The sequence below is a fragment of the Aequoribacter sp. genome (assembly GCF_965659035.1).
In the GTDB taxonomy this organism is placed as follows: Bacteria; Pseudomonadota; Gammaproteobacteria; order Pseudomonadales; family Halieaceae; genus Aequoribacter.
Map to the genome: position 1 here is coordinate 15,467 of NZ_CBFHWH010000032.1, position 6,643 is coordinate 22,109.

At 50.7% G+C, this 6,643-nt stretch carries 5 protein-coding genes and 1 pseudogene; 3 read left to right on the plus strand and 3 right to left on the minus strand.

Annotated features, from left to right (window positions below; all coding sequences use genetic code 11):
• Nucleotides 1–205: pseudogene (locus ACTF5Z_RS06705) on the plus strand (FG-GAP repeat domain-containing protein); the annotation flags it as partial.
• 19 nt (nucleotides 206–224) lie between these two features.
• Here the strand turns inward: ACTF5Z_RS06705 and ACTF5Z_RS06710 are convergent.
• Entirely contained in the window at nucleotides 225–1,271 is a 1,047-nt protein-coding gene (locus tag ACTF5Z_RS06710; protein WP_438984977.1) for an NAD(P)-dependent alcohol dehydrogenase, read from the minus strand.
• A gap of 241 nt (nucleotides 1,272–1,512) precedes the next feature.
• Here ACTF5Z_RS06710 and ACTF5Z_RS06715 point away from each other — a divergent pair, with 241 nt between their 5' ends.
• Together ACTF5Z_RS06715 and ACTF5Z_RS06720 are read left to right on the plus strand one after the other, a co-directional pair.
• Nucleotides 1,513–3,942 carry a TonB-dependent receptor gene (locus ACTF5Z_RS06715; protein WP_438984978.1) on the plus strand — a complete coding sequence of 810 codons (2,430 nt, stop codon included), beginning with the start codon at nucleotides 1,513–1,515 and terminating at the stop codon, nucleotides 3,940–3,942.
• 260 nt (nucleotides 3,943–4,202) lie between these two features.
• Nucleotides 4,203–5,594 carry an MATE family efflux transporter gene (locus tag ACTF5Z_RS06720; RefSeq protein WP_423849852.1) on the plus strand — a complete coding sequence of 464 codons (1,392 nt, stop codon included), beginning with the start codon at nucleotides 4,203–4,205 and terminating at the stop codon, nucleotides 5,592–5,594.
• A 77-nt stretch (nucleotides 5,595–5,671) separates the two neighbouring features.
• Here the strand turns inward: ACTF5Z_RS06720 and ACTF5Z_RS06725 are convergent, their stop codons facing one another.
• Nucleotides 5,672–6,211, minus strand: coding sequence for a DsrE family protein (locus ACTF5Z_RS06725; RefSeq protein ID WP_438984979.1), 540 nt, complete (start codon nucleotides 6,209–6,211; stop codon nucleotides 5,672–5,674).
• Between the two features lie 75 nt (nucleotides 6,212–6,286).
• A partial coding sequence (locus ACTF5Z_RS06730; protein ID WP_438984980.1) for an ankyrin repeat domain-containing protein occupies nucleotides 6,287–6,643 on the minus strand: 357 nt, incomplete at its 5' end.

Below are 6,643 nucleotides of genomic sequence, written 5' to 3' on the forward strand. Positions count from 1 at the left end.
GGGCAACAGCGGTGAGTACGATGGCGTGTTTTGGCTGGAGCAAATTCGAACAACACAGCCAGTTCCGATATTTACGCCGTCACGAACCACTGACAGCCAGCAGCTGCCTCTGCCATCTCCTGATTGGAGAAAGCACTACACCGACCGATTCAGTACCGTGCCTTCTAACAAAAAAGAGCAACTCGAGGCGTTAAAGGGCCGCTGAGGCCCAATGACACGGGTATTTAAAGCGTTGCCATGTCGATGACGAATCGATAGTGAACGTCATTCTTCTCAAGGCGTTCGTAAGCCTCGTTAATGTAATCCATCGCGATCATTTCCACTTCGCATGTGACACCTGACTCGGCACAAAAATCCAACATTTGCTGTGTTTCCGCGATCCCACCAATGGCAGAGCCCGATACTGCTTTACGCCCCATCATCAACAACCCATTGTTTAATGGCGGCTCTTGTAAACCAATGGGGCCCGTCATCACCAAATTGCCATTGCGGCGCAAACAGCGTATGTAGCCACCCAAATCGTGAGGCACTGGAACGGTATCAACAATCAAATCGAGCGTATTGAAGGTCGCTTTCATTTCAGCACGCTCAGTTGATAAAACGACATGATGCGCGCCGAGTCGTGCGGCTTCTTCACGCTTGGACGCCGAGGTGGTAAACATGGTTACTTCAGCCCCCATGGCCACGGCAAACTTAAGCGCCATGTGGCCTAATCCGCCCAAGCCGATCACGCCGACTTTCATCCCCGGACCGACTTTATGAAAGTTTAGAGGAGAATACGAGGTAATGCCCGCACAGAGCAAGGGAGCTGCCGACGCGGGATCGAGACCCTCTGGCACACGCAGCACGAAGTCCTCGACGACGACGATTTTCTGAGAGTAGCCACCTTGCGTGGGCTTGCCATCACGTCCAACAGCACCGTAAGTGCCGATAGAGCCCCGTTCACAGTACTGCTCTTCATCTTCGTGGCAAGAGCCACATTGGCCACAGCTGTCCACCAAACAACCCACAGCTACCCAGTCACCCACTTTGTATTTGGTAACGTCACTGCCCACTTCGGAAACGACGCCAACGATTTCATGGCCTGGCACTAAGGGGTAGTGGGTATTCCCCCAGTGGTTTTTGGCTGAGTGCAAATCGCTGTGACAAACTCCGCAGAAGCGGATCTCTATAGCAACATCTTTCGGTTCGGTGACTCTGCGCTCTAAATCCCACGCTCCCAATGATGAATCAGGATCAAAGGCAGCGTAGCTTTTTACAGTTGTCGTCATGATTAAATCTCGTTATTGGTTTAGGCTCACACCATACGTCAAGTCTTAGCTGCACTCAATCATCGCGCTTACCGTGCAATTTAAGTGACCACTGAGGGGGTCGATACGACCAAGGAACCCGACAGGCTCGATATACTCCATTTGGAATATTGACGGTACCAACCGGTCTGGTACCTTGGCCACAGCGCACCCCTCAAGCGTGCGTTTAGACTAACGATAACGGCAATAATGGGAAGTTGATATGAAACACGCAACGCATAAATCAGCGCTTACGCTCGCAGTGTTGGCAGCTATTACGATAGATACCACTCCGGTACTCGCAGACGTGAGCGCACTGGAAGAAGTTGTCGTGACTGCCAGGAAGCGCAGCGAAAACCTGCAAGATGTTCCTATGTCCATTTCGGCATTCTCGCAAACGGAACTCCGCAACGCACAAATTGACAACCTCGTCGAGGTGGGACGCATGAGCCCCAACGTCCAGGTGCACGAAACTAGCGGTCTGGTGGCCGGCGGTATAGGCGTGTTCATGCGCGGTATCGGTAACAACCCTGGCTATGACCAAGGCATTGGGATCTATGTCGATGACGTATACTCTGAGCGGACCACTGGTGGGATGTTAGAGCTACTCGATATCGAAAGGATCGAAATTCTGAAAGGCCCTCAGGGGCATCTGTACGGCAGAAATACCATTGGTGGCGCCATCCGTTATATAACGCGTGACCCCAGTGATGAGCCCACTGGCTCGGTCGAAGTAAAGTTTGGCTCTGACTCTTATAATCGCATCAAAGCAAGCTTCTCGGGTCCATTAAGCGATAACTTAAGCGGCTCTTTTGCCGTCACCAATGTGCAGCGCGATGGTTGGCAGCAAAATACCGTCGACGATAGAGAGTTTTGGGATAAAGACATGCAAGCCGCGCGAGCTGCGTTGCTGTGGCAAGCTTCAGACGCGCTGAGTGTCAAATTGAACGCGTCTTATGTTAAAGACAGCTCTATGCCCGTACTGCCAAACCGAATTGCGTTTGCTCCTGCGTCCATCGGTGGATTGACTGCAATCGCCTATACGGCAGACAGCTTCTTCTCCTCGTTTGGTTTGACTGGCGTTTCACCCGGGCTACCTTTAGGCCCTCACGACACCACAATCCCGACAGACATAGACTCAGTATCAACCGCCTATCAAGACTTTGATAAGTATGGGTTCGAGCAACAGAATGTCGATGTCACCCTCAAATGGGAGGTGAATGATTCGCTATCTCTCAAATCAATCACTGCCCTGCGCGATATGACCTCAACTCAGGTTTACGATTTTGACACAAGCGAGCAGCTTTGGATTCAAACGCTGCGGGACGGTTTGAATAGCAAAGACTTTAGCCAGGAGCTGCAGCTGAACTATAGCAGTGACAATATTCAAGCGGTCGCTGGTCTTTACTACCTCGATGGGGAGTTCGATCAGGATGGTGGTGGCACCCCGCAAACACCATACTTGCGCGGGGTCCTCAACCAAACAGGTGAAAGCCTCCGTGACAATCGCGACGTTACTTCGACGTCTATCTATGGCAACGTCGATTGGGATGTGAGCGACTCACTGCAACTGTCTCTTGGGGCCCGCTGGACCGAAGACGAGAAAACACAAGACTCTTCGACCCGTTACCAACGCGATTATTACGCGCTTGTCGTTTCGAGTTTGGTTGCTGGTGGTCGCCTGCCGATGGCCATCAAACCCGGCATGGAGGGCGCTGTAGCGGCTGCCATGGCGCAAATGAATGCGTTCTTTGCAGGCCAAGGCAATGGGGATTTCGTTGCATTTGTTCCAGGCGCGTCTCAATTCGTATCAGTCACCACCGTCGAAGACCTTTACGCGACGGACAGTTGGACTGAGTTCACTCCAAATGCCCGAGTAAAATACAGCCTCAGTGACGACACCATGGTGTATTTAGGGTACTCACAGGGTTTTAAAGCGGGCGGCTTTAACGCGAACACGACGAATAATGAGGCCTATGATCCGGAAACGGTTGCCACTGTATCCTTCGGTGTGAAGTCGACTTTTGCGGATGGCAAGTTGCGTTTCAACGCTGAGTATTTCATGAACGACTATGAAGATAAGCAGATGCAAACTATTATCCTGACACAGGGAGACTTAGTATCGCTCACACGTAACGTCGGTAAAGTTTCGTCAGAGGGCTTCGAGGCAGAGCTTACTTGGCAGACACCTATTGAAGGTTTACTGATTAATGCCAACGTAGGTTATCTAGACCAAACCGTTGACGAGTTCCCCGAGCAACAAGCGGACGGTAGCTTCATCAACAAAGCGCCCACAACCGAGCTAGGTTACGCGCCCGAATGGACCGGACAGATCCGCGCGTTGTATCGCACGGAAATGGCCAGCGGTAACTTAACACTCTCTGGTGATGCGAGCTTCCAAGACGAAATGTATCTCAACTCACCGATTGATCTGACAAATCCGATTAAGACCGCGCAAAAAGGCGACGATTATTGGACGTACAATGCCATGGCTGCGTACACCACTGCCGATGAAAAATGGCGCTTTGCAGTAGAAGGTAAAAACCTTTCTGATGAACGCCAGCTAATCAATACGTTTGATATATCGGTCATGGCCAACGGCGGCTACACGGCGCCCCGCACATGGGCAATCTCCGCGGAATACTCGTTCTAATCTCCTTCCGCTCACAAACACGCAGGCCCCCACTTGGGGGCCTTTTTCGTTGTGGCGCAAATAAAAGCCTGAAACGTAAAGTGACCTGCTCTAGCACTATGACATAAGCGTAATCGATGAACATTGAACTTCTAGCAAGATGATGCTGGACCCGGGAGAAGCCGTTTGACCCAACCAGGCCGGAAGTCGATAATCACGATCCAAATTGTCGGTAAACCTAAGGGCAGCACTTAGCGATTCCTAGAAGTCATGGATAAATAATGGTCACCCACAACGCTTATTTAGTCGGCTCGACGCGCCAAGTTTTCATTAAGACGGCCCTGCCCATTATTTTTATGATGTTAGTAAATGGCTCGTTCAATCTCATTGACGCCTATTTCTTGGGCGTTTTTGTGGGCGCTGAGGCACTCGCTGCTGTGACGGCAACCTTTCCCGCCACCCTATTTTTTGTTGCACTATCCACTTTGGTCGCGAATGGCTTTGCTAGCATTATGGCTAGGGCTCTGGGCGCCAAAGACTATATACACGCTCGCGAGACTTACGCTCAGGCCTTGTCTCTGTCGATCTTGGTCAGTGGCGTGCTCATAGGATTCTTTTTACATTACGGGAAAACGCTAACGCTGGCGATCAATCAAGGGCAAATCGAGCTCGCCGCATTAAGCCACGATTATTTATTGATCATGGCCTACGCCACCCCCATCTCATTTGCATTGGCTGTTAATGGCGATTCGCTGCGATGCGAGGGCAACATACGGTTTATGACCACCTTATCGTTGGTGGTAGTCTGCCTAAACGCGGTCTTAAATTATGTATTTATTGTGAAGCTTAAGTGGGGGGTTTCGGGCTCGGCCTACGGCACTGTGTGCGCACAAATTATCGGGCTTCTAGCGCTGGGCTATTTCCGATTGCAGCAGCGCACTGCCCTTAATCTACCGTTTATAAAGTTCAGCTCACGCGTTAATCTTTGGATTCGCTTTATCAGCCTAGGAGCGCCCTCAAGCCTGCGTTACATAGGCTTAGCGCTGGCTTCAGGTGCGATCCTGTACAATTTGCAATCACTCCCTCCCGATCAATACGAGGTCACAGTCAGCGCGTATGGCATTATCAATCGTGTAATGACTTTTGTATTTTTGCCCCTTCTGGGGCTAAGTCTTGCTTTTCAAAGTATCGTCGGCAATACCTACGGCGCTAAACAGTATGATCGCACCAACGATGCCATAAAAACCGCGTTGTGGGTCTCTCTGCTTTACGGATGCGCAGTTCAAGGGCTTATTCTGCATTTAAGTGCAAGCATTGGCTCGTGGTTCGTCAATGCGCCCGAAGTTATCACTCGAGTTGATCATATTCTGCCAATCTGGACAGCCGCGTTATCGCTAATGGGACCCTTGATGGTCGTTGGCATGCTATTTCAAAGCATTGGTGATGCTAAGCGCGCCGCCGTCATGAGCATCGTCAAAACCTACTGTTTCTCGATTCCGTTGATATTCTTGCTCAGTCAGTACTTAGGTGTGAAAACTATTTGGTACTCAGCGCCTATCGCGGAGGTGCTCGCGTTGATGGTTGCGCTGATCGTACTCTACCAACGCTCAACTATCAGCTCGTTCAAGTACGGGCTATTTTTCCGGACTCCCCAAAGTACTCAACCGTCATGATGAGCCATATTAGGATGAGCACAACAAAAAAATCGGCCTCTTTAGTCAAGCATCTCTAACAACGATTTTGGCACAGGTCAGAACGGATTAACGGTATATCCCTGTTGCTGCAAGACCGCGTGGGCTGTCATCGCTGACAATGCCATCTGGACCTCGGGTAAGAAATCTGTTTTCGCCATGCCATAAAACGCCGCGCTTTGCCCACAGACGATGAATTGCACGCCCTTATCAGCTAACGCTTTGACCAAGGGGGCGTTGGCATTTTTGTGCATGGTCTTTTCTTCATAGTACGTATCATTACCGACATCATCCCCACCACTGCCGTGCACCACTACCACAATTTGGATATTCTCCGCAGCAAAGCCTGCATCGACGTGCATGTTCATGAAACGAGCGGCAGCTAAGATCGTTTTGTTAATCTCACCCGGGGCCGCCGCCTTCGCCAAATCGAAAACCACCTTAAATTGGGTATCACGAGAGACCGGCCAGTCTTCTTGTACTGGCACAAAGGGACCGTAGCCTTTTATGTAGCCATCTTTTTGCATAGTAGCCGGCATAGCACCCAAGGCACTGACGGAAAGAAAGACGAATGACGCTATTACTACAAAACGTATCATTTGATGTACTCCAGAGATCCAACCCCAAGGTTACCTCAGAGCCTCATCCAAATCGATACCTTCGTTTTCTAATCGTTAGCGCCCTAGCAGATGTTTGAGATCGGCGCGCCCCGACGCTTCGACGCGCTCGATAACGGACACACCGAATTTGTCTCGCCGATTAAGTTTGGCGCCCGCGTCCACAAGCGAATCAACAACTTCCCTCCCAGCGGTCTCAACCGCCAACATCAAAGGCGTTAAGCTTTCTTCATTGCGAATCTCGACGTCACAAGCGGCCTGTAAAAGTGCTTGGACTGCAGAGGCATTGTTCGCCAAGACCGCAGAATGTAGTGCGGTGTTACCCGACTTATTCTGGGCGTTAAGCTTGGAAATGGGGGCCAAGAGCCGAATTACATCTACGTTACCTGCCGAGCTAGCCGCAATTAAAGGGGT

Bases quoted from the DNA above. Each gene is read 5' to 3' on its own strand.
- ACTF5Z_RS06710 (WP_438984977.1), bottom strand. From the start codon at position 1,271: ATGACGACAACTGTAAAAAGCTACGCTGCCTTTGATCCTGATTCATCA.
- ACTF5Z_RS06715 (WP_438984978.1), top strand. From the start codon at position 1,513: ATGAAACACGCAACGCATAAATCAGCGCTTACGCTCGCAGTGTTGGCA.
- ACTF5Z_RS06720 (WP_423849852.1), top strand. From the start codon at position 4,203: ATGGTCACCCACAACGCTTATTTAGTCGGCTCGACGCGCCAAGTTTTC.
- ACTF5Z_RS06725 (WP_438984979.1), bottom strand. From the start codon at position 6,211: ATGATACGTTTTGTAGTAATAGCGTCATTCGTCTTTCTTTCCGTCAGT.